This window comes from Paenibacillus sp. USHLN196 (assembly GCF_037144955.1).
GTDB lineage: Bacteria > Bacillota > Bacilli > Paenibacillales > Paenibacillaceae > Paenibacillus > Paenibacillus xylanexedens_C.
Map to the genome: position 1 here is coordinate 1 of NZ_JBBCYH010000007.1, position 25,657 is coordinate 25,657.

22 protein-coding genes and 1 pseudogene are annotated in these 25,657 nt (G+C 46.3%); 11 read left to right on the forward strand and 12 right to left on the reverse strand.

Annotation, left to right across the window (positions count from 1 at the left end):
- The 3 genes and pseudogenes from WFI24_RS17845 to WFI24_RS17855 all read left to right on the forward strand — a co-directional run.
- A pseudogene (locus WFI24_RS17845) lies at positions 1–100 on the forward strand (IS30 family transposase); the annotation flags it as partial.
- 67 nt (positions 101–167) lie between these two features.
- Positions 168–1,349, forward strand: coding sequence for an ABC transporter ATP-binding protein (locus WFI24_RS17850; protein WP_336762935.1), 1,182 nt, complete (start codon positions 168–170; stop codon positions 1,347–1,349).
- A complete protein-coding gene (locus WFI24_RS17855) occupies positions 1,346–2,968 on the forward strand; it encodes an ABC transporter ATP-binding protein (protein WP_336762936.1) in 1,623 nt (540 codons plus the stop codon). Before WFI24_RS17850 ends, WFI24_RS17855 begins: the two co-directional genes overlap by 4 nt.
- Positions 2,969–3,360: 392 nt before the next feature.
- Here WFI24_RS17855 and WFI24_RS17860 read toward each other — a convergent pair whose 3' ends face one another.
- On the reverse strand, positions 3,361–4,788 hold the full coding sequence (locus WFI24_RS17860) for a pectate lyase family protein (protein ID WP_336762938.1): 1,428 nt from the start codon (positions 4,786–4,788) through the stop codon (positions 3,361–3,363).
- A gap of 290 nt (positions 4,789–5,078) precedes the next feature.
- Positions 5,079–5,594, reverse strand: a complete 516-nt coding sequence (locus tag WFI24_RS17865) for a DUF2179 domain-containing protein (protein WP_091012544.1) — start codon at positions 5,592–5,594, stop codon at positions 5,079–5,081.
- 345 nt (positions 5,595–5,939) lie between these two features.
- On the opposite strand from WFI24_RS17865, the gene WFI24_RS17870 reads away from it, so the two are divergent.
- Positions 5,940–7,100, forward strand: a complete 1,161-nt coding sequence (locus WFI24_RS17870) for a Leu/Phe/Val dehydrogenase (RefSeq protein ID WP_336762941.1) — start codon at positions 5,940–5,942, stop codon at positions 7,098–7,100.
- Between the two features lie 627 nt (positions 7,101–7,727).
- Here the strand turns inward: WFI24_RS17870 and WFI24_RS17875 are convergent.
- Positions 7,728–9,395, reverse strand: coding sequence for a hypothetical protein (locus tag WFI24_RS17875; protein WP_336762942.1), 1,668 nt, complete (start codon positions 9,393–9,395; stop codon positions 7,728–7,730).
- A 1-nt stretch (position 9,396) separates the two neighbouring features.
- Positions 9,397–10,182 (reverse strand): ABC transporter ATP-binding protein, encoded by a 786-nt coding sequence (locus WFI24_RS17880; RefSeq protein WP_336762944.1) that lies wholly within the window; start codon positions 10,180–10,182, stop codon positions 9,397–9,399.
- 183 nt (positions 10,183–10,365) lie between these two features.
- Here WFI24_RS17880 and WFI24_RS17885 point away from each other — a divergent pair, with 183 nt between their 5' ends.
- The 5 genes from WFI24_RS17885 to WFI24_RS17905 are packed head-to-tail and all read left to right on the forward strand — an operon-like array spanning position 10,366 to position 15,047.
- Positions 10,366–11,205 carry a carbohydrate ABC transporter permease gene (locus WFI24_RS17885; RefSeq protein ID WP_336762946.1) on the forward strand — a complete coding sequence of 280 codons (840 nt, stop codon included), beginning with the start codon at positions 10,366–10,368 and terminating at the stop codon, positions 11,203–11,205.
- A 17-nt stretch (positions 11,206–11,222) separates the two neighbouring features.
- The gene (locus WFI24_RS17890) at positions 11,223–12,470 is read left to right on the forward strand and encodes an extracellular solute-binding protein (RefSeq protein ID WP_336762948.1); all 1,248 of its coding nucleotides are present in this window, start codon (positions 11,223–11,225) and stop codon (positions 12,468–12,470) included.
- A 33-nt stretch (positions 12,471–12,503) separates the two neighbouring features.
- On the forward strand, positions 12,504–13,370 hold the full coding sequence (locus WFI24_RS17895; RefSeq protein ID WP_336762950.1) for a carbohydrate ABC transporter permease: 867 nt from the start codon (positions 12,504–12,506) through the stop codon (positions 13,368–13,370).
- The gene (locus tag WFI24_RS17900) at positions 13,367–14,284 is read left to right on the forward strand and encodes a ComEC/Rec2 family competence protein (protein WP_336762952.1); all 918 of its coding nucleotides are present in this window, start codon (positions 13,367–13,369) and stop codon (positions 14,282–14,284) included. Before WFI24_RS17895 ends, WFI24_RS17900 begins: the two co-directional genes overlap by 4 nt.
- A gap of 46 nt (positions 14,285–14,330) precedes the next feature.
- A complete protein-coding gene (locus WFI24_RS17905) occupies positions 14,331–15,047 on the forward strand; it encodes a GntR family transcriptional regulator (RefSeq protein WP_336762954.1) in 717 nt (238 codons plus the stop codon).
- A gap of 94 nt (positions 15,048–15,141) precedes the next feature.
- On the opposite strand, the gene WFI24_RS17910 is transcribed toward WFI24_RS17905, so the two are convergent.
- The 8 genes from WFI24_RS17910 to WFI24_RS17945 all read right to left on the reverse strand — a co-directional run bounded on the left by WFI24_RS17910 (position 15,142) and on the right by WFI24_RS17945 (position 23,823).
- The gene (locus tag WFI24_RS17910) at positions 15,142–16,650 is read right to left on the reverse strand and encodes an RICIN domain-containing protein (protein WP_336762955.1); all 1,509 of its coding nucleotides are present in this window, start codon (positions 16,648–16,650) and stop codon (positions 15,142–15,144) included.
- 362 nt (positions 16,651–17,012) lie between these two features.
- Positions 17,013–17,648, reverse strand: a complete 636-nt coding sequence (locus WFI24_RS17915; protein WP_336762956.1) for a PepSY domain-containing protein — start codon at positions 17,646–17,648, stop codon at positions 17,013–17,015.
- Positions 17,649–17,879: 231 nt separating this feature from the next.
- Complete coding sequence (locus WFI24_RS17920; RefSeq protein WP_336762957.1) at positions 17,880–18,680, reverse strand: PepSY domain-containing protein; 801 nt, start codon at positions 18,678–18,680, stop codon at positions 17,880–17,882.
- Between the two features lie 373 nt (positions 18,681–19,053).
- On the reverse strand, positions 19,054–20,430 hold the full coding sequence (locus tag WFI24_RS17925; RefSeq protein ID WP_336762958.1) for a sensor histidine kinase: 1,377 nt from the start codon (positions 20,428–20,430) through the stop codon (positions 19,054–19,056).
- Entirely contained in the window at positions 20,427–21,176 is a 750-nt protein-coding gene (locus tag WFI24_RS17930; RefSeq protein ID WP_336762960.1) for a response regulator transcription factor, read from the reverse strand. The genes WFI24_RS17925 and WFI24_RS17930 overlap by 4 nt, the downstream gene beginning before the upstream one ends.
- 54 nt (positions 21,177–21,230) lie before the next feature.
- On the reverse strand, positions 21,231–21,875 hold the full coding sequence (locus tag WFI24_RS17935) for an SDR family oxidoreductase (RefSeq protein ID WP_336762961.1): 645 nt from the start codon (positions 21,873–21,875) through the stop codon (positions 21,231–21,233).
- Positions 21,876–22,170: 295 nt separating this feature from the next.
- The gene (locus tag WFI24_RS17940) at positions 22,171–23,352 is read right to left on the reverse strand and encodes an NAD(P)/FAD-dependent oxidoreductase (protein ID WP_036606574.1); all 1,182 of its coding nucleotides are present in this window, start codon (positions 23,350–23,352) and stop codon (positions 22,171–22,173) included.
- A gap of 24 nt (positions 23,353–23,376) precedes the next feature.
- Positions 23,377–23,823: a DUF1641 domain-containing protein gene (locus tag WFI24_RS17945; protein ID WP_017691658.1), complete on the reverse strand. Its 447-nt coding sequence runs from the start codon at positions 23,821–23,823 to the stop codon at positions 23,377–23,379.
- 685 nt (positions 23,824–24,508) lie between these two features.
- Between WFI24_RS17945 and WFI24_RS17950 the strand changes: the two genes are divergently transcribed.
- Both WFI24_RS17950 and WFI24_RS17955 read left to right on the forward strand, forming a co-directional pair.
- Entirely contained in the window at positions 24,509–24,682 is a 174-nt protein-coding gene (locus WFI24_RS17950) for a CsbD family protein (RefSeq protein WP_076332039.1), read from the forward strand.
- 320 nt (positions 24,683–25,002) lie between these two features.
- Positions 25,003–25,521, forward strand: coding sequence for a cupin domain-containing protein (locus WFI24_RS17955; RefSeq protein ID WP_336762967.1), 519 nt, complete (start codon positions 25,003–25,005; stop codon positions 25,519–25,521).
- Positions 25,522–25,657 lie beyond the last annotated feature (136 nt).

Genomic DNA, 25,657 nt, shown 5'->3' on the forward strand with positions numbered 1-25,657 from the left:
GGAGCGTTCGCTTCATTTAATCAACCATCGCCCCCGAAAATGTCTGGGCTGGAAGACCGCTCACGAATCTTTCACACAGGAACTGTCGCACTTGGCTTGACAATCCGTCTTTCTATTTTAGTTTTGCAGCATTTATTATTTATAAAACACAAAATAAGAAAAGCAATGTGCTAGGACAAGAACGAACGGTTGAAACTGAAATTTCAAGCCTGATCAATGAAATTGTATTAGCAAGAAAAGAAATCAAATCCATGAATGGCGTTAATGCTTTTACTACGAAGCTTGAGTCTTCTATGCATGGGTTATTTCCTTACAAATTAGCTTCACAAAAGTACATTTATACTATTTGGATTATTTCTTTGTTTTTTATTTCATTCACAAATGTATTGTCTTTAGGTTTAGGAGGAACCCTTTACTTTTTTGGGGTTGTTTCGTTAGGTACCGTATATTTAGTTTACAATTACAGCCAACAACTTAAGCAACCTCTGGAGACAATGCAATACCATGTAAATAATTACCTGTTAGTAAAGCAAGCTATGAGTAGGTTAACTGATATTTTGGAATATCAAAGTAGCGTGCCTCAAGGAAGCCAATATTTACCTAATGGCTTAGTAAGTGTAACTGTAAAGCAGTTACACTTTTCCTACGAAGAGAACAAGTCAGTGTTAGAAGATATTAGCTTTACTCTTGAGGCAGGTGAATCTTTGGGCATTATAGGTGTCTCAGGGAGCGGGAAAAGCACGTTAAGTTTATTATTAACGAAGCAACTGCCGTGTCCATATAATAGTTTGTATATCTCAGGTGTTGATATCAATGATTTGAGTTTGGCTGAGGTCCAAAGACATATATGTCTTATGACCGTTAACGATAAGTTATTTGAAGGATCATTAAAGGACAATCTAACTTTATTTGATGATACGATACCGGATCATGAAGTGATACATTTTTTAGAGAAATATAGATTCAAGCACTTGAGCCCTTATTTTAAGCAGTTTAAGCAATATGATTTATTACACAAACAAATCGAAATACAAGAATTATCCGTAGGAGAGAAACAGTTGATTTATCTTTTCAGGTTGGTTTTTAGACCTAAGAAACTAATTATCTTCGATGAAGCATTATCTAATATTGATGAACAGATCGAATATTATTATTTTGATATTCTCAAGGAAATCAGTGAACATACTACTTTAATTATGATTTCACATAATGTCGAGCGTTTAAAAAATTGCGATAATATCATTATTATGGAAAAGGGAAGAGTCACTGCAAAGGATAAGGCAACTACTATATTGGAAAAAATTGATAGACAACAATTTGGTCTGCATTTGTCGGGGGGAGAGGCATGAGCAGTATAAAGGATAACATTAATAAATCGCTTCTTTTAGTCACACCTAAACAATACACTGTTACTTTTATTTTGGGACTAGTTAGTAGTCTGATCCCCTTGTTATTAGGTTGGGTAATTAAAGTTGTGTTTGATAACTTGAATAATAATCAATTCAAATCAATATCAGTAATATTGTTAGTCATTTTGTTATTAATTGTGCTTCAAAATCTCTTGTTCTATATACTAGGAATGCTTGAAACCAGGGTTCGTTTTAAAGCAAGTAAAACTATGGTGGTCTCTCTAATAAATAGAATTTTACTCAACGAAAAAAAAGTCGATGTAACCGCTCCAACTGCATTAACAATGATTAATAGTGATTTCAAATTGGTTGAGTACAAAATATGCAGCATACTGGAATTGGTAAATAAGATTATATTTTTTATAGTTGCATTAATAATTATGTGGACTATTAATTGGAGATTGACGCTGTATTCGATCCTTCCGCTTGCCCTATTTAACATTGGCATTTATTTTGTCAGAAACAGATGGAAGGATAAGTTTGCAGATAACCGCGCTGCCACACTGAGCTATCAACAATTTGTGCATGATGTAATGTCCAATATGCACACGTATAAGTATCTGGATCAAGAGAATTTGTTAAATAATAGATTGAAAGTACTCGGGAAGGATAGCTTATCGACCCAGTTAAAACAAACCTTGTTCTCCTTCTCCATTACTACTGGTGTTACCTTTGTGAATTACCTAAGTATTTTTGTCGTTTTGATGCAGTCCATCAGTTATTTAAAAAGTGGTGAGCTATCCATTGGTGACCTAACACTCTTTATTAGTTATATTAGCTTCGGTTTTGCTTATTTAGACTTATTTGCAGCGGTATTAAATTCACATAAACAAACAGAGCATATTGTTAATAAAATTGATAACCTGATTGAAAATAGAGAGTTAGGCTCGTTTAGCAAACTAAACATCGGTTATCAAGAGGATGCAATAGAACACCATTCAATTTTAACACTTAAAGACTTTGCATTAACTCCAAATAATGAATCCCTCTTAAACTTGACTATTCCCAAGGGATCTTTAGTAGTGATCTCTGGAGAAACAGGGATGGGTAAATCCACTTTTATAAATAGCCTTTTGGGTTTTTCAAACTACAGTGGTCAAATCATAGTGGATGAAACAAATGTCGATGATTTATCAAAATATCAAACAGGGGTTGTATCACAGAGATACAACTTGTTTAATCAATCCTTGTTAGATAATATTACTTTCTTAAAAAATACGGATCATCAAGCTCAACAAGCACTTCGTATTGCAAACATAAAAACAGACAGCATCTTCAATATTTCAGATGGACAATATCTGGGAGTTTCAGGAAACTTGATTTCTGAAGGTCAAAGACAGAGGGTTGCGATCGGCAGAGCTGTTTTTCATGGTAAGGATTTTCTACTATTGGACGATGCATTTAGTTATCTCGATAAAAAGAATAGACATGAAATTTTTGAAAAGATAAGAAGTACTACAGCTACAAAGTTTATTGTTTCTAATGACATAAGTATCATGAGCAAAGCAGATTTTCTACTGGACATACATGAAAGGAATATTGTATTGGTGAATACCTGAATTAGGCTATCCACCAAAATCAACAGGAAGTGATAGACATCCTGTATGTTTTGGAGAACTGAAAGAGAGACTGGATGTGTCCAAAGTCGTTGACAACACGTTCATCGAACAAGCAATGGGGACTAACTAAATAATCATTTGCGACAATAATTCATTCAGATTATAGCCCTACTCCTGCGACTCATATGTAAAACGATAATCTCATATAGGACCTACTAACCGGATTAATGTATCCTACAGAGGATCGCTGTGCACTAGCTAGCTGGCCACAGAGTTCATGTTCATATGTTGAAAAACAAGCTACCTCGCGATCACACTGCGAGGTAGCTTGTTTGCTATTTGAATCCTACAGGCTGGATTCCGCTTTCCCGATCAATAAACAATCCTCATACTTAATAACTTGGCTTCAACCAATTATCCTTGGACCAGGTCAATTTACCGGAACCTGCGCCATTGGAAGCGGTTAGACGTGCATCCAGCGTGGATGGGTCATTCGTGGTGTAGCTATATGGAAGTGACGTGAAGCCGTTCCAGGAGAATGGTTTTACCACAGCCGGGATCGGCGCAAGCGGACTTCCGGATGTATCACTGCTGCCACGGAATGAGCTTCCATCGAGGGAGTACATGGTATCGGTCACTCTGATTTTGCCAGTATAGTTGGCATCGGCGGGATCAGTCTGATTGTTGCGAACAGGATATAGAACGTCCTTAATGACTGATTTCTCGACCAATACAGCTCCGCTCTCTGTGGAGATTGCCCCATTGCCAATGATATCGAACTTATAACCTTTGGACGCAATCGCTGTTGACATTGCGGTGGTGATTTTGGCTTTGGCGGCACGTGCTCCGGTTGCATCCATCACAATATTATAAGCATGTGCGTTACCTCCGCGGAGACGTGGCATCCGGTCCTGAATATCTTTGTACAAGTTATGGTGTAACGTCATGGACAGATTGGTATTAGCCGACTCCAGGCTGGTGGAACCGACCAGATGTCCTTTCTTTTGCGGTCCAGAGATGGCGATAATATCTGCTTTGCTGAGACCTACAGCACTACTGCGCAGGTAGTTGTACATGGGATAGGAAGCCTTGTTCGCTTCCAATTCATTGATCTGCTGGGTAACCCAGCTATTCGAGCTGCCGTCATCCCCTTTGAAGAGGGACCAGGAGATGGTCACGCCGCTGGTTCCTTTTTTCGAATCGACGAGTCCGTCATAAGCTTTATTGAATGTGCAGTGGTCAATCCATACGTTGCTGCTCTCTTCCAGGGTAATATAATCCCAATCGTTCTTGTCATAGTCGCCTTTGGTGGATTCATCCCATTCCCATAACTCATCGAATTCCAGGTTGCGGATAATGACATTCGAGCTTCGTTTCACGCTGATCGCAACGTGTTTGATTTTGGAACCATTGGCGGAGAAAATCGTGAGTCCGTTGAAACCATCAATGGTGAGCTTGCTGACACCTGTCTGTTTCAATACCGGATGCGTCAACGCATCATTATGCTTGGCAAATGGAGATGTCTTCGCTGCACTCGGAATTTCATTCCAACCCAGATTCAGATCGTTCATAATCTCGACGACTTTGACACCGGAGTTCTTTTTCAGAGCCAACGCCAGATCGGTCGCATTATACACTTTCTTATATGTGGATGTGTTCGTTTCACTGATGATCCCACCACCTGCGTTTCCTTGGGAGAAGCCTGTGAGATTGTAGTCTGCGTTGCCCGCTGCCTGCACGCTTGCCGGTCCGGACAATAAAGTTAACCCCAACGTTAGAGCCAAGGCTGTGCTGCATAAACTTCGAAATTTGATTTTCATCGATTCCATTCCTCCCGAAATATAATGATTGCATTCGCCCATCGCTGCCATGCCGTGTTACGAAGGACATGTTCTCAATGTACATTTTGAAAGCGATTACAACAATAATCCCTATCTCACATGTAGACGGGAATGGCTGGTACAGCAAGGGATTGTACTATAAGCAACCTTGAATCGTACGGAGTTAACTTGGGAAGTGAGGTTTCAGGGATAACTCGTGGCAACTAGAAAGTGTCGGATGGGATGAAACCAAAAAAGCAGGACTGCATCTGCTGCAGACCTGCTCGATTTTACTTTTTAATGGAACGTGTCCAGAAGCCGCCATGGAACTGTTTGGGCTCTACGGTGATGACAAATGCTTTGGGGTCCAGACTGAGAATCGTCTGATAGAGCAGTTTCTGGTTCTTTCGTTTCGCCAGAATCTCCATCACGAGCCGATCTCCGTCACGTCCACTACCCACCCAGGCCGTAACGCCGTACCCTTTGTCCCGCAGGGCATTCGCAACGTTGCTTCCCATCTGGTTACAGATTACTTTAACGGTAACGTAACCGAGGGCAATCTTCTCTTCGATCCAGGCCCCGAGTAACACACCGAGCCCATAACCTACTGCGTAGACGATCAGGGCAGAAGGTTGGGTTAGATACTTGAGCACCAGATTCAGACCGAGCACATAGATCACAATCTCACCCATGCTGATCAGTGCGGCGATATATTTCTGGCCTTTGAGTGTCAGAATCATCCGTAATGTATAAGCCGATACGTATACAATCTGGATCAAAAAGATAAATACCAATATTTTAAACAATCACAATCCCTCTTTCCTGGCCTTCACAGCTAACTCGGCCCTCTGCTGCATATCCTCAACGATTTCGTTTCTTCCATGCTTCCTGTACGTTCGCTCTATCTCCATCATTGGACGTTATGCCCTCATTCTAAACGGTTGAATGTAAATCCATAGGCATTTTCCGCTCTCCGGCATGCCGGAACTGCCATTATAGAACCGTTTGTACCGATTATCAACCCGGCGGAGGTCCCAGGGTCGAAAACTGATGCCTGTGAATATGCTATATCATCATATGGCCGAGCACGATCGCGCAAGATAGCAGGTTAGAAACAGGTTGGATGGGTCAAAACAAAAGGGGGTACCGTCATGCAGTTATGGCAGGAGATGGAGCGGGAAGGCATGGAGGAACTCATTTTTTGCCATGATGCCGATAGTGGATTGAGGGCAGTCATTGCCATTCATAGCACGGCCCTTGGACCTGCGCTGGGTGGATGCCGCTACTGGACATATGCGTCCGAAGAAGAAGCTGTTCGGGATGCCGTAAAGCTTGCCAAAGGCATGACGTACAAAAATGCAATCTCTGGACTACCCTACGGCGGTGGAAAAGTGGTCATATGGGATGTACCTTTTGCGAAGAATGTAAAACAGGATCAGGGTAGTCACGGGTCTCAGAGCGTTGAGCGGGTTGCCTCTGAACAGAAAGTCGCTGCCGATCAGGTGACGCATCCACAAGATAAAAGCCTGGATACGGACGTATCCAGGCGGGCGCAGCGCTTTCGTGCACTGGGACGTTGTCTGGAGCGGCTGAACGGGCGTTACGTGACCGGTCTTGATCTGGGTACCACGGCGATAGACATGGACCAGATCCGAATGGAGACCGCATATGTGACGGACACCACCGGTTCACTTGGGGCGCAGGATGACTTCACTGCCGAGATGACCGCCTACGGCGTATACATCGGCATTGTGACCTCGCTGCGCCAGCAAGGCATTGCATCTTTGCAGAGCATTCCCGTTGCCGTTCAGGGACTGGGCAAGGTCGGGTATGCCCTGTGCCGTTACCTGCATGCAGCCGGGGCACGGCTCATTGTGGCAGACGTTGTACCGGAGCGTGTACAACGTGCCCTTGTGCAGTTCAGCGGCGCCATCTCGGCCGATCCGGCCCATATCCACGCCGCTGACTGCAAGGTGTTCGCCCCCTGTGCCCTGGGGGGCGTACTGACCCCGGCAACGGTGGAGGAGCTTCGCTGCTCCATTGTTGCCGGGGCGGCCAACAACCAGCTGAGTGAACGACAGCTGGTTGCAGGCCGCATGCAGGCGCGCGGCATTCTGTACGCGCCTGATTATGTGCTCAATGCAGGCGGAATCATCTCCACCGCCTACGAGCTGGAAGGCGCCGGGCCTGACCTGATCCGCCAGAACGTGGCGGGGATTGCAGGCACGCTGAGCAAGGTATACGCAGAAGCTGCGCAATCTGCGATCTCCACAGCCGATGCAGCCGATCGGCTGGCGGAATCCATCCTTTGATCAGGCCATCAGAAATAGATCCCTACACGCCACCAAATTAGATTCACACCTCCAACATATACTCCACCACTCTATTGGTAGAAGAGAGCCTCCATCGGTTCTCCATTTTAACGAATCGGATACACGCTATTTGCCCCTTTTAGCATGGATCTAATATTTAACGAATCACAGAGACGCTATTTTGCCTAGTTTGGTCCTTTTTCGAGCTAAATAGCTACTTTTCGGAAGGATAGCGTTCCTGAGATTCGTTAGAATTTACTTTTCAGATCTTTACCCCGAATAAGGCGCCTCAGGTTCGTTAGTGCTGCGGCAAAGGTTTTCCTGAGTAGATCACCTAAAAAAGAGCTAACCTCGACATCAACGTCAAGGTTAGCTCCTCTAGATTCTTATCACTTTGTGCCCTTCTAAGTTCTTATCACTCTGATTCTTGGTTCTTGGTTCTTCGCTGCTTGATTCAGCTTCTCTGATTCCCGGTACTTTAATCTCTTATTTTCTGATACCCTCGCTTTTTGGCTCATTTGTTCCATCGCTCTTTATAGAAACTGCATTAGTTTTCATGTAACTGTTCCTCTTATTGAGTAAGCCCTCTCGTTCGTGCCTTCTCCTACTCTTACTCTTACGCTATTCTTAAACTGCAACCGACCACTTCTCCGCGGTCTTCTTCACCCGATACAATAAGGTCCACATGAGCACATTGACCACAATCAGTATCGCGCCATAGATCCAGATGCCCCCTGACACCGAGCGGAAAAAGACATGGACTCCCCATAGCATGGCGAGCACAGGGAGGGCGGCGAATACATACCAGCTATCACTTTGCTGCGCCACACTGAAAGATTGAGAGAATGGCGGCTTACGCAACAATAACTTGCCTGCTAACGGGATAAGCGCCATAGCAGTCAGCAGAATTATTGCAATATCCGGCAGAATCCGTAGCCCAAATGTCCAGGTGAACACAAGGGCATTCACCACAAATATAGGCAGAAACATATTGCACAAGAACGCCTTCAGCGCACCTTTATATAACGCGCTATCATTGGCCATCGGTGCAGCGCGAAAGGTCCAGAATGCCTTGTATTGTCCCGAATATTTCAGCATGACCACAACCGTTACGACCAGCATCAGAACAATGTAAAAAGTGTATACAAACGAAGTTTGCCTAAACTCCGCCCAGGTGGACGATTGCAACTCGGTGAACCAGAATACATAAGGCAACACGAATGATAGACCAAGCGATGGATACACCTTCAGCTTGAATTCCCGTTCATTGCGCATCATGCTGGCCGACAGACGGAAGCAAGCCTGCTCCTCTCTGGAACGACTGACCAGCTTGGAGATCCAGCGATCCCATCTTCCGCGTCTGCGTCCGGAAGACTGACCCGAGTGTGCCATTTTCTCTAAATACAACTCGAAGGAAGGCATAAGCTTCACATAGATGACCATGCTTACAATCGGAACAACCACAGCCATTGCAGAGAAGGTGTATATCCAGACGTTCCCCTCTCCGGTGAACAACCATTCAAATACAGCCGCATACCATAACGGAGGCAACAGTAATTGCCACCAAGCCGGGGTGAATACCATATCAAAGTCAATAATACTGAACGAACGAATCACTAGCTGATAACCAATCGCGATTCCAACCGATAGCAGAATCTGCACCATGTTGATCATATCCTTCAGCTTCTCGCCATCCAGAAATTTCATCATAAACAGATAGTTTAGAGACGTTGTCACCAGAATCAGCATGTTGATCAGAATTAATTCCACGAGGAAGATCAGAAAGAATCCGATCCCATGCGTAATTAACCCGGCAATGAGCGGTATGCCTGTTAATGAACCCGTCAGCAGTAATAGATAGACACCTGCATGTATGGCTCGGGCCATCCCCACCGTTCGCCCATTAACAGGCTTTGTCATGATAATATTGCGATCCCGGATGTCTAAAAGCACAGAGGAAAAGTCCGAAATCATGGACGTCATGATCATAAACATTAATATGCCGAACACCAGACCCATCTGAAGCATGAAATGCCCCGTATCCCACACAACAAAGGGAACCATCAACAGTCCCATTAATCCATACAACCACAGGGAACGAAGGAACTGATTTCCGTCCTTGTTCTCCTTTTTCGCTGAGTTGGATGACAAAATGGTAGGCACTCTGCGCTGATCCATCTGGAATTTCACTCGCAAAATCAAGCGCAGCACATCATAATCCGCCCCCGTTCGGGCAATGATTGGCCGAAAGCGATCCAGGATCTTCAGCGTGCGAAAATCGGAGGATTCCTCCATATCAGTACACCTCCTGCACAATCGATACAAAGCGCTCAGCAATGACTTTGTGCTCATTGAAGCCCGTCAATTGATTGAATACTTCCTCCAGTGTACCTTCCATGGACTGTTGCTGGAGCTGCTTGAATGTACCATCTGCTACCACTTGCCCTTCAGCGATCAATACGATTCGACTGCTGATCTTCTCCACCACATCCATGATGTGGGACGAATAGAAGATGGTCGTACCTTTGGCTGACAACTGTGACAAAATTTCCTTGACCACCATTACACTATTGGCATCCAATCCGCTGAGCGGTTCATCCAGGAACAGCAGATCCGGGTCATGCAGCAGCGCTGAGATCAACAGCACTTTCTGACGCATGCCTTTGGAGAAGGATGCAATGCGGGAATGATATGATTTTTCCAATCCAAAACAATCCATTAACAGCTTGGCTTTGTAATCCGCATCTTCATAGGACAAGCCATACAATTCTCCCGTGAATGTCAGATACTCCGCAGGTGTTAATTGTTCGTACAATTCCGCAACCTCCGGGACATACCCGATTCTGCGTTTATATTCCACATCACCGTTCGCGATATCCTTGCCAAAGATTCGAACCGTGCCTACATATCCTTCAACCAGCCCGAGTAAAATCTTGACCGTCGTACTCTTGCCAGCCCCATTCGGACCAATATAACCAATCATCTCACCGCGATTCACTTCCAGATCAATGCCATTCAACACATAACGGCCGTTGTACCGCATACGCAAGCCTTCAATTGACAGTACTTGTTCTCCACTCACTTCGTTATCCAGCTCCTATCTCTATGTATTTCTACAATTATACTAGTTTACCACAGTTTGGATTTCGGGACAGAGATCGTCCTCTTAATTAACACTACTTAATATTTCGATGATATTCAGCTAATAAATCAAATCTATAGTAGTCGTATAGACGTCTAGACAGATGAGGGGAAGGAGAACAGATTGAACAGATTAAATGTAAGTCTAAAATACGGAACTTTCATGGTTTTACTCCTATGGACGCTGTTTCCGATCTATTGGATGCTCGTCATTGCTACCCAGAAATCATCTGATTTGTTTGCTAAAGTATCCATATTTCCGCAATCCATAACGCTGGAACATATATTCCGTATTTTTACGGAAGACAACTACATCCAGCCCATGTTCAATAGCTTCGTGATCACAATCAGCTCGATGTTGATCGTACTGGCTTTGGGATTGACCTCTGCCTATGTGCTTGGACGCCGAACTTTCCGAAGCCATTTCAGAATCTTCAAAAACTCGCTCATGATCTGGATTTTGCTGGTTCGTGTCTTGCCGCCGATTACGTTTGCACTGCCACTGTACATCATGATGAACGACGCAGGACTGCTGAATACAAAAATTCCGATTATCATCGCGCATGTCCTGATGAATATACCACTCGTCATTTGGTTTATGATGGCATTCTTCTACGGTGTTCCAGGTGAAATCGAGGAAAGTGCGCGGATCGATGGTGCATCTGAATTTATGATTTTTTACAAAGTGATGCTGCCGCTGGTGTTGCCGGGGATTGCTGCCGTGACGATCTTGTCCTTCATGGCATCATGGAATGAATACCTGTACAGTGTAATCTTCATCCAAAGCCCTGACAGTTTCACCATTCCACTCAAACTCGCCACACTGAACAGCGAGCAGGAACTGACGGAGTGGGGTAAGGTAGCAGGCGGCGGTCTGGTATCCGTGCTGCCAGTACTGCTGACAGCCATCTTCTTGCAGAAACATCTAATTAGCGGCCTAACCGCCGGTGCAGTTAAAGAATAGGGAGATGTGAGTGAACAATGAGAAAAAAGATGTCGTATATGCTGAGTATGTTGTTAACAACGGCGGTACTATTCACTGGATGTCAATCTCAGGAAAAGGCTGCTGGACAAGGTTCAAGTCAAGGAACAGATAAGCTGGTCATTGCGGCAAGAGGTGGTTCCCATGTTGATGCGATGAATGCAGTTAAGGCATCTTTCGAGACAGAACACAATGTGAAGATCGATATTATCGGGTTAGAATCTGCTGATTTGAAGCAAAAGGTATCCCTCGATGCGAAGAATAAAAATGGCGCATATGATCTGATTATGGCGGATGATCCGTGGATGCCACAATTCAGTGAAGCAAACATTTTTGCCAAACTGTCTGACCTTGGAATCAAGGAAGACACAGACTTCGAAGAGTCCTCCCTCGCTCTTGGGAAGTCCCCCTATGCTACAGGAGATCTGTATGCACTTCCTTTCTCTGGCAACGTGCAGCTGTTCTTCTACAATCAAGAGCTGCTGAAGAGCAATAATTATGATGTGCCGGAAAACTGGGCAGACGTGCTTGATATGGCCAAAGCCATTCATGCGAAGGATGGAACTGCTGGCTACGTCATTCGCGGTCAGCAGGGTAACCCGATCGTATCCGACTTCCTACCGCTGTTCTGGGCACAAGGTGGACAGATCTTCGACGATAATTGGAAAGCACAGATTGACTCTGACGCTGGTCGGCAAGCGTTAGATACCTATATCGGTCTGCTCGCTGTTGGAGAAAACTATGAGAACACCGACATTGTCGGATCCGTGTCGGAAGGCCGTGCAGCGATGGCTCTCGGCTGGCCATCCTGGTTCATCAAAGGCGAAACAGCCAGTGCGAATTATGCTGTAATCCCGTCCAAGTCTTCATCTGACGCTCAATCCGTTCCTACAGGCATGATCGGCAACTGGATGATGGGTGTAGCTGCCAACTCTCACAACCCGGAACTTGCCGCTGAGTTCCTGTCATTCATCACCAGCAGTGAGACGCAGAAACAAATGGTGGAGCACGGTGGTGTGCCTACTCGGAAAAGTGTCTATCAGGACGCTGAACTTGCTGCAAAGTATAAACATTTCCCCGTCATGCTGGAGGCATTACAGAACTCCGTAGCCAGACCACGAACAGCAAAATGGTCACAAGTAGAAGAAGCCCTCGGTGCTGAACTGTCCGCAGCAATTGCAGGAACCAAAACCGTGGATAAAGCTCTATCCGATGCAAACAAGGCAATGAATGACATCATGCAATAAGAGGTTCATTCAATCTAAAGGAGTGGACTGAACTTGGCTAGTAAACGAGGCTTTCAATGGGCGATGCTGGCACCAGTAACCTTGTTATTGATCTGCGTCACCGTTTTCCCGTTGATCTACACGATTACGAACAGCTTCACCGATTATTATTACTTGGCGAGTGATGCGAAGCAGTTCATCGGGTTTAGCAATTATATGAAGATTATTCAGGATGAACAGTTTCTTCAAGCCGTCTGGAATACGATTAAATTCATGCTTCTGGCCGTTTCTATTGAAACGGCTCTGGGACTTGGAATTGCCGTGCTTATTGAGAGCATGAGACGCGGACAAAAGGTGCTGCGGATCACGATGCTCATTCCGTCTTTATTGCCACCAGTCACAGTGGCGTTAATCTGGCAAATGATGCTCAGCAACCATAACGGGATTATTAATCATCTGCTTCATTGGTTCGGCGTAGGACCGTTCAACTTCCTGATGGACATTAACATTGCCTTCAATGCCATATTGTTCATTGATATTTGGCAATGGACACCATTCGCTTTCCTGTTGCTATATGCCGGGTTACAATCAGTTCCACGCTCACAATATGAGGCCGCAAGAGTAGACGGAGCAGGCAAAATGCGTATTTTTCTTCACATTACATTACCGAATATGTTGCCGACCCTGTTCATGGTCATTTTACTTCGGACCATCGACACGTTCCGGTTATTTGATAAAGTGAATATCCTGACTGGCGGCGGACCAGCGAATTCCACGACGACGATTACACAGTATATATACAAGCAAGGTGTGTACAACCTTCAAATTGGGTACGGAGCTGCAGCATCAGTCATTATGGTACTGCTGGTTCTGGTGTTCTCCGTGTTCTACATTAAACGTTCGATGGGAGGAACGGAATGAAGTGGTTTATCGATTTTCTTAATGTAGGTTTTGGTGAGGCAACGGTCATTCGGCGGATGGAGGAGAACTGCACCTACTGTCTCGTGGTAGACGGCGGGGATGTGGACCCAATGACCAATCCTCGCCGGTGTAGCCTCGATCAGTACCTTCGGGAGTACGAGATTGAGAAGGTCGACGTGCTGGTCCTGACCCATTTTCACAAAGATCATATCGGTGGTGTGCTTCCCATTCTGGGTCATGTCCCTGTTGAAGAGGTCATCCTGCATATCCCATTACCGGAACATGTCCAGAAAAGCGGATTAAATGATTTTTCCACGCCAATCCTGGGTTCGCTCTCGCTATATGCCTCCATTCTCAACCTGCTGGAGCAACTAAGCATTACAGTAACTCAGATCCATGAGCCTTTTACAATTATGGAGGGTGATATGACGTTCCGAATCCTCATGCCAAGCCATCACAGATTGAAGCAGTTGGCAGAAGAATTGGAGCTGCTGGACGTAACCAATCTGGATCTTCAGGAGGAGAGATTGACCGCTATCGACCGCATGCTGAATCACACATCCTTAGCTGTATTAATTAAGAATAAAGAAAACTCAAAAGCACTGCTCACCTCGGATGTAGGCGTTGATTTTTGGAAGCCCTACGATGACGAGATTGGGCAAATTCACACCCTGCAAGCACCACACCATGGTGATACTAGCCATCTATCCGAAGCTTGCCTTCGTCATTGGGCGCCACAAGTGGTTATTATCAGCGCAGATGATCAAGGGACCTATCAGCTTCCACATCCGGGAATGGAGTCATTGGTTCACGAGCATTCCGAAGCAAAACTCTATTACACGGAGGCAGCGTACAGCACGCATCGGATTATCCGGGTAGATGCAGTGGAAGGGACGCTACAACTGGTTGAATAAAACAATCATGAAATGATATAAATTACAGGAATTGAGGTCTGAATAATTGAGTGGTTACCAGCACATCAAGCAGGAATTGGAAACGATGATCGAAAACAAAATATGGAATGTAGGCGAGAAACTGCCCTCCGAATATGAACTAGCCAAACACTTCAGTGTCAGCAGAGAGACACTGCGCTCAGCGATCAAGCTATTGGAGCAGGATGGCAAGCTGCTCGTCAAGCATGGGATAGGCACCTTTGTGATCAAACCACTGCCCGGTATCCCTAGTCGGCTGGAGTTTCTTCAGAGCATCGGAACCATGATCAAGTTGGCGGGATTGACCGAAACGGATAGCAAGGAAATGATCGGTGAGGTAGATTGCACCGAGGAATGGGCGAAGACGCTGAACATCGAAGAGGGTTCCCAGGTTGTGAAGGTGGAGCGAATTCGATACGCAGATGGAGAAGCCGTAACCTACTCCGTTAATATCATGCCTAAGGACTTGGTAGGAGATGCTTTTGAACGTGCAGACTTCTCGGGTTCCTTGTTCAATTTTCTGGAGAAAGAATGCAGTATTCATATTGCCAAAGCAGACACGGAACTGGTTGTTCCTCCTAACAAGGACAAGTATGTTGAGAGATTGAAGAATCATCAGGAAGAGACTCCGGTTCTTCTTATGAAACAATTGCATTACGACCAGCAGAACCGGGAAGTACTGTATTCCTATGATTATTTGAGAAGTGATGTATTCCAGTTCTGGGTCCGCCGAGAACGCAAGTGACTGGATGCGGTCATCATCGATAAGACCCTTATCCGCATATGAATGGGATGAGGGTCTTATCCATATCTTATCCATGTCTTAATTAATGGTTTGATTATTGCACCTTAACAATCTGGAAGTGCTGATTCGTGCCGCCATTATCGGTCCACTGGATGGCTGCTGCTCCATCTGCCAAGGATTGACTGGAGATGTCCAATACTTTGCCGGTACTGCGGTTCTTCAATTTATAATACCCTCCGCCTACATGGACGAGCTGCCATTGTTGGCTGGCCCAACCACCATCGTTCCATTGTTCAATGACAGCCCCATCGGTTGTGGCACCATTCTCCACCCCAATCAGTTTACCACTGGAACGGTTGATGATTTTGACATAGCCGCCACCCGCATCGGTAATCTGCCATTGCTGACTTGTCGTCCCCCCATCTGATCGCTGCTCCAGATCCGCACCATTAGCGGCGGAACCACCAATGACATTTAGCAATTTGTTACTCTTACGGCTAATCAGCTGATATGAAGCATTCGGGTCCCATACATCCGGTGTACTCGCTCCAGTCACAGTCCCTGTTGCTGTATCTATTGTAATACTGCCGGCCCAGTTCATCGCCAGACTGGTTGCGCTCGGGAACGAAAGGGGCAGCCAGACATACTTGGAATCCTGCACGGGCCCGCTCCAGGCACCCGCCCAGCGATCACCCATGTAGAGATAGGATGTGATCTGTGATCCCTCTACAGGAACGACATAGGTGGATTGAGAACCATACGTTGTGCTGTCTCCAAAATTGCTAAGACCGCTCCATGTACCTGTAATGCTGGAGGCTGTGGCATATTTGGCCTGATTCGGATTCCAGCCAGTCGCACCCGAGGTGATCAGGAAGTAAACACCGTCTTTTTTGAACATAGCAGGCGCTTCACGATATTGTCCGGGCCACAGTGTTGTGACAAGGGATTCCACTCCCAGGAAATCCGGGGTCAGCTTATATATATTCAGATCGGCATTCACTCGGGTCGCAGAGATTAGATAAGCAGTTCCATTATCGTTGTATACCGTCATATCTCTGGAGTCATAGCCAAGCGGACGGTAACTGCCCACATATGTGTAATTGCCATCAACCGTATTCGAAGTAGCTACAGCCACTCTGGCCTCGCCATAATCCAGACCATTCTCCTTGTGCATCCAAAGCACATATTTGCCGGTAGCACTGTTGTAGATGACCTTCGGGCGTTCGATGTTGGAGATATTTAGCTCGGCTGCCGAGCTGCTGGTGAGCACATCATTGCGATAATCCCAGTTCTTCAGATCCGATGAGCGATACACGGACACCGCCTTGAACGTTCCATTCGTATTGCGGTTCTCCCCAAACCAGTAATAATACCCGTTTGCCTTGATCATCCCGCCCCCATGGGCATGAACAACATTGCCATTGGTATCCTTGAACTGTACCCCGTTCGTTACACTGAGCGGAGCAGCTGACGCATTCGGTCCGGGTGCGACCAGCATGCCTATGGATTGAAGCGCCAACAGTAAAGCAAGCAGATAACTCAAGCGACGGGTAAAGCGACGTGAATGTGTATTCTTTTTCAACCATCCATCGTTCATAGCCATATCGTAATGCACCTCCATGTTTTTAGTGAAGCGCTTTCATAAAAAATAAAATCGATATGTCTCATCTGCCTCCGATCGATGATGCATTATAGCATTAGAATTCTTGGCAAGACTGGCTAGCATTCACCTCCCTGACTCTGATTGTATGCGCCATGTCCCTGCTCGCATAGTGAACAATCCGGCTGAACATGTACAATTTCATACTCTGCTCTCTCCATAGACAGCAAAAAGACGCTTCCCCCGAAGCGTCCTCTGCCATACCTGCCCTACCCTCCATGATGTAACTGTCTCTGGCTGTGTGTGGCTGTTCGTGGGCAGGTGCATGATATGATGTTTTATCGGCGTGTACTCGCCCTTATTGCTTAATCTTCGTCGTCAAAATCCTGGTCGAACGATAACACTTTACCTGTGTTGGCATCGATATCTACATCCGCTTCACCTTGAGCGGTTCTCAGCTCGATCTCATACACATAGCGACCATCATCATGATCCAGCTCGACTTTGGTTACTTTACCACCTGTCACCTGTTTCAATGCAATGTTTGAAGCTTGGGATGCCGTCAATTTGACCTGCTTGGAAGCAGAGGTGTTCGATGTGTTGCCTGTTACAGTACCTTGATAATCATCGTCATCATCGTTGTCTTCATCATCCACGATTGCAAGGATTTTACCTGTGTAGGCATCCAGACGAACGACAACATCATTGGTTCCTTTTCTGTCGATCTCAATTTCATAGAACGTTTGGCCGTTTCTGCGCTCCAGATCCACGTCATCCACTTTACCATCGGCTGCTTTCAACGCCAGTGCTTTCGCTTGTGATGCATTCAGCATTTTGCCTGTGCTGTTCTGATTCTGTGTGACAGATTGCGTTGTTGATGTTGGTGTAGTTTGCACCGATTGTCCGTTCACATTCCCGCTGGCCGCTACGGCTGATCCACCAAGTAATACGGCTGCTGACAAGCTACCAATCCAAAGTTTATGTTTGTTCATCATCATCATTCATCTCCTCGTTTGTTGTTTTCGTTCTCGTCTACATTTATAGAATAACCTGCAGGAATGAGAGATCAGCGAGAGTTAGATTAGAATTTGATGAGAAAATGAGGAGAGTACTCATTTAACAAGTGTTCATTATGCATGTAATCTAAACTAAATGAAAAAGATGACCCCTAAATTAGGAATCATCTGTTCAACAAGGTGAAACTCTATATTCAATGGACTCCTGTACAAGTTTTAATCCTCGTCCTCATCCCAAGTCACGGAACGAATCACTCCCGAGATGGCATTCACTTGCACAATGGCCTCCCGGCCATCCTCCAGATCAATTTCAACAAGGTAATATGGATTCCCACTATTGGTTCCACGCAGTTCGATGTCGTCCACTTCTCCCGGGACCTCTGCAAGTGCCTTCTGCTTCGCTTGCTTTTCACTCAGAAACTGAGGCTTGGGATCTTCCTTGGTCGGTTCAGTTGTCGGTGCTGCTATTGTTTTGGAGGATATCGTCTCTCCGGTATATGGATCAATCGTGAGTTCTTCACGGCTGTTATCCTTTGCTTTCACTACCGCGGTGTATACCGGACTACCTTCTTGCTCCACAAGTTCAAGGGAGACCAGTTGGTCATCCGTTTGTTGTTTTAACAGCGCCGTCTTGATCTGCTCGCGGCTCCATAACGTCTTCTCTTCCGCTTGCGGATTGGACTCCAGTCGTTTGATGGAATTCACAGTGGCTGTAACGGCATCCACTTGCACATCATACAGTCCGGTCTCCGAGCGAAGCTGCATCATGTACGTCCCGTCCTTCAACGTAGAATTCACAATCTCCCCCGGATATTGATCCAGTACGGATTGAGCTGCTGCATCTGCCGTAAGCACCGCCCCAGTCGATTGCCACGGCTTCCACCAAGCAACAGCCGCCACAATCAGCACAACCAGAATTCCTGCACTCCACCAGAGTGATCTTCGCGATTTAGCCCATCCGCTGATCCCTTGTTCTTCCCGTTTCATTTCCGGTGGTCGCTGCTCATGCTCTGTCATCACGTTTCCCCCTTATAGCTCTCCCCATAGCCCGAGTTCATCTGCTATATATTCGGTCTGAGTTCAGTTTCCAATGGCTACTACATAAAATGAACTAATTTTTTACACAGTAACGGAGAGGACAGAAATAACCTGAAAAAGCGAAGCTACAAGCTTTCTGCAAGAAAGCTACTTCGAAAGCATACACTTCGCCTAAAAGCTTTCTGAAAGAAAGCTACATCGGAAGCATACGCTATCCCTGGATTTTCCCTTGAGAAAAGGGAATCAAAAAATCAGGGGATAACAGCGATTGGAAGGTTGTTCTGTCATCGTAGTGTCAGTGTGAACAATCTTTAGTTCAGTTTATATAGTATATAAGAGAAGAATGAGAATTTCATGAGAGCGGTCCGTTCTGAACCGATAGGGGCAAAATAATCGAAGCTTCGGTCCCTTTACCCTCGGTGCTGGTCAGTTCAATTCGGGCTCCCACTGCACCTGCAAGTTCTTTGGCAAGAGATAACCCCAGACCTGAACCGCTTGCACCTCCGCTGCGCGTTCTGGCCGGATCAACCCGGTAGAATCGGTCAAATACCTTCCCCAACTCTTCCTCCCGCATACCAATCCCGGTATCCACGATCCGGATTCGGCATTCTTGTCCCTGGGCTTCCAGCCTGACTTCAATCGCATCTTCACTATACTTACGGGCATTATCCAGCAAAATAAACAACAACTGCTTCAGCTTGCTCTCATCGCTGATCGCCCAGATTGGACCCGAATCTTCACACCGGACTTCGCGGTGATAGGCTTCGCGAAACGCACGTGTGGAGTCTACTGCCAGTCTTGTGATATCCACACGCGCCAACTGCACATTCCACTGCTCTGGCTGCTTCGCGAGCAGTAGCAGTTGCTCAGTCATCTCTCGCATGCGAACAGATTCGGACAGAATCGCTTCCACCGCTTCATCAAATACCTCGGGCCGCTCTTTTCCTCGCCGCTGTAGCAGACTGGCATAACTCTCAATAATGGTCAGCGGTGTTTTGAGCTCATGAGATGCATCGGATACGAATCGTTCCTGTCGTTCAAAGTTGGATTCGAGCAGGTCCATCATCCGGTTGAACGTCTGCCCCATCGTTTTCAGTTCATCCTTCGATCCTTCCTCCAGTGGAAGACGCTTGAATTGGCCGCTGGACTGAATGTCACTCATCGTGCGTGTCATCTGCTGAATCGGTCTGGTCATCCGGTTCGCCAGAATCCGGCTGGAGATAATGGCTGGGATGAGAGCAATAATCGTGACCGCCACAAGCACGGTTCGCAGTACAGACAGGCGATTCTCTGTCTCTGCAACGCTCTCGGTGACCTGCACATTCACCACCTCGCCATCTGGCCAGATGACCGGGACTGAAACCCATACATACCCAATCTGTTCTACTTGGGTATACTCTGACTTCTTCTCACTTTCGTACTTATAAGGCAGCTTGCTGAGCTGCTCAGAAGCTGCTGTTGTCGTCACCGGGGAACTGGTGCCGTCTTCATTGACGATCCGAAGCATGCCGTTCACAGGCGCGTAGGCCCGCAGCAAGTCGTCCGGCGGAATGGAGCCGGCAGACTGACGCACTCCTTTGACAATGGACTCCGCTTCCGCCTCCACCCGATTAACCTCGTTATCAATCGACATCCGCTCAAACACGATATAGACGGACAGGTTCACCGCGATTAACAGCACAGCAAATAATACAGACGAATATCCGTAGATTTTACTGCGCAGGCTCATAGCTGTTCCTTCAGGACGTATCCTACGCCACGTACGGTATGTATTAAAGGCGGTGTGAATCCGTTATCCACCTTTTTGCGCACATAACGGATATACACATCCACCACATTGGTATCTCCATAATAATCATATCCCCACACAGCCTGCACAATCTGGTCACGACTGAGCACCTGACGTTGATTCTGAAGCAGGTACACCAGCAGGTCGAACTCACGCGGAGTAAGCTCAATAGGCACGCCATCTCGATATACCTCTCGCGTTCCTTCATGCAGTTTCAATCCGGCAGCCGTTAACCAGCCCTCAGCTTCATCCTTATACCCAGACGAGTCATTCCCTGCACTAGATGTAGAAGATGAAGCAGAAGAAGCAACGGACGCGACTGCACTAAGCCGTAATGCGGCCCGAACTCTGGCTAGTAATTCTTCAATCTGAAACGGCTTGGTGATGTAGTCATTGGCTCCGAGATCAAGACCAGATACCTTATCTTCCACGGAATCTTTGGCGGTGAGCATAATGATCGGAACTGTAGCATCTTTGGCCCGAACTCGGCGCAACACCTCAATTCCACTCAAACCAGGTAGCATCACGTCAAGCAGAATCAGATCCCACTGTCCTTCCGCATACTTCTCCAACCCTTCTGTTCCACTACCTGCCTTGCCCACCTGATATCCCTCATACTGTAATTCCAGTTCAAGCAGACGTGCTATTTTGGGCTCATCCTCTATGACCAGCACGGCTTCGTTCATGCAGCGCTCCCCCTCATACCATCATTTCATTCTCCCGTTATCTTACAACACTATCTACAGTTTGCCCAAAGCATCTTCTACAGGATGATTCCCGGCAATCAGATCAAAGGCCATCCGGTACGTCTTCTCTTCCTGCAAAGAAGCCACAATGACGCGGGCTACATCTTCACGTGGGATGCTTCCCGGCTCCAGATCCGTACCAACTGCAATCTTACCCGTGCCCGGTTCATTCTCCAGACCACCAGGACGAATAATGGTGTAATTCAGATCACTTGCAAACAGTGCACGATCCGCATAATGTTTGGCCACGTAATATGGTTTGATGGACTCTGACCATTTCTCCCGTTGATCTGCGCCATACGCACTGACCAGAATATATCTGGAGATTCCTTGCTTCTCTGCGGCTTCCATCGTCTTCACCGCACCGTCGAGATCAATAAGCAGCGTTTTGTCCTGACCGGTAGATCCGCCAGAACCCGCCGTAAACACAATGGCATTATGATCCTTCATTGTCTCAGCCAAGTCCTCTACACTACCCTCCAGGTCACCGATTACAACATTGGCACCCAGTTCCTTCAGTGCATCCGCCTGCTCCGGTTTGCGGATCATGGCCGTTACTTTATGTTTGCCTTCCTGTACAAGCTGTTCCACCACAAGCTTGCCGATTTGTCCATTTGCTCCTATAACAAATACGTTCATACGTCATTTCTCCTCTCGGTTGAACAGGCTGCTTGTTGTTGCTCCCCGTTCCTCTTATTTATAGCTGCTCATCCTATAACTTAAACGAAAGCCGGCGCTTCTAAGCGCCGGCCTCCAGGTCGTGTCGTTCCATATTCCCTTGTCCCATTAATATACCATATACCCTATGTGGTTTATACGCGACCTCACATGGACCACTTCTGCTGGTCCCTTTTCACATCTGCATACCTATAATTATTTTAACGGTCACAACAAAAAAAGACGCCCAAAAGGGCGCCCTTGAATGGCATGAAGATTAGTAAGCCAGTGCGAACAAACCGTGAATGTGAGCCAGGTAACGGATGTTACTTGCTTCTTTCATCATGGTTGCAGGCAGACCTTTCAGACGAGTCTGGTTGCCACCGATCATGCCGACAGCATCTTTACGACCCAGACTTCCCAGCGTACCGGAGAATACTGGTGTGAAGGATTCCATTGCGCCACCTTTGAACATTACGCCCAGGTTGTGACCAATGGTTTCACCCATTTGCCAAGCCAATTGTGCTGTTGGAGGGTAAGGGCGAGCGCCTTCGCTAGGGAAGACCACTGCGCTGTCACCAGCAACAAACACGTCTTTGTGAGAAGTAGATTGCAGAACTTCCGTAACTTTCGCACGGCCACGATCCACTTCAATTCCGCTGTTAGCAACAACCGCGTTGCCTTGTACGCCACCTGTCCATACGAGTGTGTTCGTAGGGATGGAGCTGCCGTCTTTCAGCAGAACTTCGTTTTCTTTCATCTCAGTGATCGCTACGCCAACGATGAAGTTAACGCCACGTTTTTCAAGACTCGATTTTGCACGCTCAACCAGCTCTGGCGGGAATCCTGCCAGAATGGATGGACCTGCTTCAACCGTGTACAGGGATACTTCTTTGAAGTCGATCCCTTTTTCTTGACATACTGCAGGAAGCAGGTCAGCGAATTCGCCAACAAGCTCAATACCTGTCAAGCCGCCGCCACCAATAACAAACGTAGCGTCTGCTTTGTTGCCGGACTGTTTGTACGCATCAAGACGCGCTTCAACATGTGCACGAATACGGTTTGCATCGCTAACCGATTTGAGCGTGAAGCTGTACTCTTGCAATCCCGGAATTCCGAAGAATGCCGTTTCGCTGCCCAGGGCAACGACGAGTGCATCGTAAGAGTATGTGGAGCCGCTGGTCATCAGAACTTTCTTCTCGTCCGGCTTGATTGTATCCACCGTATCGATTTTCAAGTTCACGTTTTTGCCACGCAGCAATTTTTCGAGTGGAAGAGCAACTGCTTGTTCAGCAATGCTTCCCGCTGCAAGACGGTGCAGTTCCGTGATAATTTGGTGTGTAGGGTAACGGTTCACGACAGTAATTGTCGCTTCTTCCGGAGACAAGTATTGACGCGCAGTCAATGCAGTCAACAGACCGCCGTATCCTCCACCCAAGATCAAAATTTGCTTCGACATATCCATCCTCCGTTCTTCTAAGTCTTAACGTTTCGGTTGTTGACGCTCGTTCAGGATGCTCAGGAAAGATTGAGCAAAACGAAGCGATTGTTGTACGTTTGGATCTTTGAGCATTTTCAGCATAGCGAACAAGCCAACTGAAGTTTGCTCTGTTTGCGCACGATCATTGGCTTCGATGGCAGCAGAAGCTACACCTTTAGCTTTGTCTACAACAGGCTTAGCGAACTCGCCCATTGCGCTCATTGTGTCGCTGATCAGAACTTTGTCTGTTGCTACACTTTGTGCAAAGTCATAAGCTTTCGTCATAGCAGTAACCATTTCAGCCAATTTAGGCAGGTTCTCCACCAGAACGGTTAAAGACTCCTGTACCTCAGGCTTCATCAGTTGATCCAGAACGTCCAAGGACTGGCGCTCGGAAACGTTGGCACCTTCTGTAACTGGCACCTCTTGTTGAGTAGGCGATTGTGACATAAGAGAAAGTCCTCCTTTACTTTGGGATAGAAGTCCGCGACTTTCATGATGCCTGTCAAGCAGAGCCGAACCACAAAATACATCGAATACATCTAAATGTACCAAATTTCACACAATAGGATGAGCGTAGCTCAGGGCCACTCCCGTATCATGCATTGTATCTTGGATCTATTGCGGACAACATGTGTTGACGCACAAAACGACAAGCAGGCCGAAACCGAACTCTATACCCTTATATTACACCTCTTACACATGAACATGAAAAAGAAATTTTTTACACTTGTGAAGATATTGTGAACATTGTAACAAAATCGATTTTTTTGTCAACCCAAGCAGGCAAGCTAACCCTGCCGATCTTCCTGTCCAAGATCCGTATTCCTACCACATGTGGTATTAAGACAAGATCACATATGACCAGATGTGCGATATGTACACAAGGAAGGATTGGTTTATCGATATCCGCAGGAATTGTTTTCCAAATTCAATCATCTCGCGCAACGAAATTGGTCACTGTCGTTATTATGCAGCGATGAGCACAGCCTTATTCCATTATTGAGACATCTTTTCTATTTCAAGTATGAACCTCTTGCGCCGCGAATGCAAAATTTGAATCAAACCTCTTTGTTTAGAATGCGGGCATCCCGGTTAATTAGGACTACACCAGACAACGAAGGAGATGTTCGATATGAGTAATTCAACTAGCGATAAAATCAAAGCAGGCGTAAACAAGGCCAAAGGCGAAGTGAAGGATCAGATCGGTAATGCAACCAACAACAGATCCCTTCAGGCTGAGGGTAAGAAAGACAAAGCCAAAGGTGCCGTACAGGATAAAATTGCCGACGTCAAAAAAGATCACTGATCTTTTGGATGTAAGGTCACACAGCACGATCATTCGTGCAATAGATAGATGTCAATTAGCCTAACCGTCCGTGTTCAGATGAATCCGTATATGTGACGGAGGCGCAAAAAAGCCAAGGAAGGTGTTACTCAATACACCCTTCCCTGGCTTTTTTTGTGCAATTTATACAGCTGGAACTGCGTACCTTGCCATATCGATAATGAAACTGCGTCTCTCTCTTTTCGTAGAACTTATGAGCTGAGTGCGATCTTTCGATGATACATGTTTATTTTTTGTTCGTCCTTGAGGTTATCGGGTAATTTATAATGAGGTGATATGAGATGAATGAACGAAAAAAGGACATAGAGACGTTATTCCTTCAGGATAATGGTGTAATTCCCAATCATCCGACCCTGCCCGTGCTTTTGTATAAGAATGTATGGGCTGAAGAGGCTCTTCATGCAGAATCATTGCTGAACCGTAATGGATGGGGAAATAGCTGGTTGAATGGTGTGTTCAATTATCATCATTATCATAGTAATGCTCATGAGGCTCTTGCTGTGGTGAGTGGATTCGTGAAGCTGATTCTAGGCGGGGAAAACGGACAGAAGGTATATCTTCAAACAGGTGACGTTGTTGTACTTCCCGCTGGAACAGGGCATAAACGTCTGGAGTCTAGCGCCGACTTTCGTATTGCCGGTGCCTATCCGGGCGGCATGAGTTACAACACACGAACAGGTGAGGAAGGCGAGCGACACAAGGCGCTTCAGGAGATTCAAGAGGTTCCAATCCCGCATACTGATCCGGTCTATGGACAAGATGGGCCACTAATGGAATTCTGGAATGGGAAGAAATCATAATAGATATGGAGATAATCAAGAAGCATATTATTGAACATTGCACAGGAGAAGTCGTTCCAGTAATCAAGCATGTAAAATAGACTGTTCACCGGACAAGTAGGAGAATCATGCCGGAGTACAGTCTATATGTCTTTAA